Below are 2,847 nucleotides of genomic sequence, written 5' to 3'. Positions count from 1 at the left end.
TTGAGCTGGAAGAAAAATGGAGTGAAAAATATCCCTTAGTTACAAAATCGTGGCAAAACAATTGGGAAAATTTATCTAGTTATTTTAAGTATTCTGGGCCAGTTAGGAAGATGATTTACACCACCAATCCAATTGAGGGGGTTGCATAGACAAATCAGGAAATTTACTAAAACTAAAGGTTCATTTACCAGTACAAATGCCTTGTACAAACAGGTATATTGTGCTATAAAAAAGGTAGAGTGAAAGTGGATTACTGCTTTGCCTAATTGGGCTTTAACTATGTCTCAACTTGATATCTTTTTTCCTGGTAGGTTAAAAATTGAGTTGAATTGAAAATGCGGTCTGACACACTTTTTTGAACGTTCCCAAAAACTTTAGTTTTTTGACTTTTGTACACTATTTGTACATAAGACATTCTCTTTAAGAAATGTACCAGGCCAAGTAATATTTGCCTGTACATCACTAATAGCGCGTGCCATATTTACATTTTGTTTAGCCTTTTTTATTAGAGAACTTAATGACGTACTGATTTTATCAATAATGCGCAGATCAGCTTTAGGAACACTTGCTTCAATTGCTTTCAGACCACTTTGCACTTTATCAAGGCTATCACTTCTTATGGCAGCAGCAATATCTATAAACAATCGCTTTAGCTCTCGAGGTTGATCTTTTATAGTAAAAAGATAGTCTGGAACGATTTCGTAATCACCATTAACATTTTGTGTGCAATATTCTTCAATAGCCTCTTTTGCATCGTAGTAATCTTGTGGATTATCAGAACAAGAATATGCTGCACAAGATTCATTTCTATAATAAGGACTCCCATTACTCTCAATGTTTTCTATTCTCTTCTTTACACTAGAAACTAAACCTTTTCCAAATACGATAGTATCGTCTCTGTCTGATTTTGAAACAGCCTCTAATAGAGTAGGTATTGCGTCTTGTCTGTAACTAAAGATAAATTCTATGCATGGAATATTACCCAAACTATTTCTAGGGCCTTCTCCACACAAAAATTTACTTGGAACATGTTGTATAAAAAAGTTAACTACATCACTTGAACTACTGTCTCCTAGCATAAGTAAACATTCGGGAAATCTAGGATATTTATTCAAAAATAATGCACCATATATTCCATCGTCAATTGACTCCAATTCATTGTCAAAAATAATACTCCTTATCTTATTATAATCCTGCTCATTTATAGCTTCTTTTAACTTTTTATTTAAGTCAAGGTTATTCAACTCACGATAACGCTTATACTTTTCTTCACTAATACGTGGCATATAATACACTCTCTTTTTATAAAACATTTATACAATTAGCTTGCTTATTAACAATTGTCAATACTTAGATAAGTATATTAGTAAGTATTTTTATAATTATTGCTAACACGGAATTTTATCTGATTTTTACTAAAAGTGTATATACAAGCTAAACCTTATCACCAGGCTTAACAAAGAGATGGCCCAATGTTATTAACTTTATAGGCTTATCTTCGTTATTTACTACCACCCAAACACCATCATCTTCATGATCAACAATTTCTATTGCTGTAAATACTACATAATTATTGTCATCAACAATCTTTATTCCAAGAACGCCATCATCACTTAAGCTTAAGGCCGAAGAAGGAATTTTATATGCAAATCTTTCACCTGAAGGGAGGCTTACACTAGCAGTCAGTCCTTGCAAGGATATAATCTCATTATCAGTTACCTTTACCTCCACTCTATAAGATCCAGTTTTAGGCTCAGCAATTTTACTAATAAAACTCACTTCACCTACTAATTCCCTTCCGTCTAGCAAATTAATTTGCGCTGCACTACCCAGTTTTATTTTATTTACTTCATTTTCTGAAACATACAACACTACAAGAACCTGATCAAAATTAACTATGTCAGTTATCTTATGTCCAAGATTAACAAAATCCCCTTCATTTACGTTGATCTTATCTATATAACCATCAATAGGAGATTTAATCGCAGTGTTTTCTAAATCCAACTCTAGCCTTTTTAGGTCAGCTTTTGCACTCTGCAATGCAGTAAAAGCTGCTTCCACTTTTATTTGTGCTCCATACCCTTTTGTATTCAATTTTTTAGAGGAATGATACTCAATTTCACGCTGATTTAATAAAGCTTTGGCTTTCTCAACTTGTGCAACTCTGTCATAATCTTCTATCTTTAAAATTACATCGCCTCTTTTTACTTTTTCACCATCAGACAAATAAATAGCAATAACTTGACCACTTGTTCTTGAGACAAGGCTTGCCCTATGCAAGGGATTTACTGTACCAGAAAAATTTAAATATACAGTGCGATTTTGTGGAGTATAATCCTGAGTTTTTACTGAAAAACTACTAATTGGATTATCACTATGAACCGCCTGATCTTTTTTTAAAAATGTACTGTTGATAAAAAACAGTAGAATAAGAGCAATACTGGAAACGATGATTACTTTGTTTCTCATCCTTAAACAGTAAAATTTATTGAACAATCTTGTTAGAAATAACTGCATAAATTTTCGAACCAGAAGTGTAAGTATAATACATCTATTGTCACTCTATAAACAGTTTTATGTGAGCAAATTTTTCTAAAATTAAGTAAGTTTGCTAAAACGCAATTTTAAATCAAGAAACCTTATCCAAAAAGTTATTATGTCAATATAAGAATTAACATTATATTATCATATAAGTACTAACGTGGTGTTATAGTATTTCCTAAAGTAAATGATAAAGGTATAATAAAGTATTTGAGTTATAATGGCATATAGTGTGGATTTAAGGGAAAAGGCAGTATTGATGATAGAAAAAGGTAAGACAAAGGTTGAGGTAGCAGAGCTTATGGA

Annotated in this window: 2 protein-coding genes and 1 pseudogene; 1 reads left to right on the top strand and 2 read right to left on the bottom strand. The window is 32.0% G+C overall.

Annotated features, from left to right (window positions below; all coding sequences use genetic code 11):
- Nucleotides 1–333 (top strand): annotated as a pseudogene (locus JR312_RS06340) (transposase); the annotation flags it as partial.
- A 41-nt stretch (nucleotides 334–374) separates the two neighbouring features.
- Here JR312_RS06340 and JR312_RS06335 read toward each other — a convergent pair.
- Complete coding sequence (locus JR312_RS06335; protein WP_416647990.1) at nucleotides 375–1,286, bottom strand: hypothetical protein; 912 nt, start codon at nucleotides 1,284–1,286, stop codon at nucleotides 375–377.
- 148 nt (nucleotides 1,287–1,434) lie between these two features.
- On the bottom strand, nucleotides 1,435–2,469 hold the full coding sequence (locus JR312_RS06330; RefSeq protein ID WP_416647989.1) for an efflux RND transporter periplasmic adaptor subunit: 1,035 nt from the start codon (nucleotides 2,467–2,469) through the stop codon (nucleotides 1,435–1,437).
- Nucleotides 2,470–2,847 lie beyond the last annotated feature (378 nt).

Source organism: Wolbachia endosymbiont of Nasonia giraulti (genome assembly GCF_048054155.1).
Taxonomy (GTDB): domain Bacteria; phylum Pseudomonadota; class Alphaproteobacteria; order Rickettsiales; family Anaplasmataceae; genus Wolbachia; species Wolbachia pipientis_C.
This window is presented reverse-complemented; position numbering and strand designations above follow the sequence as displayed.

What these genes read in the sequence shown, in the direction of transcription:
- JR312_RS06335 (WP_416647990.1), bottom strand. Translation starts at nt 1,286, where the DNA reads ATGCCACGTATTAGTGAAGAAAAGTATAAGCGTTATCGTGAGTTGAAT.
- JR312_RS06330 (WP_416647989.1), bottom strand. Translation starts at nt 2,469, where the DNA reads ATGAGAAACAAAGTAATCATCGTTTCCAGTATTGCTCTTATTCTACTG.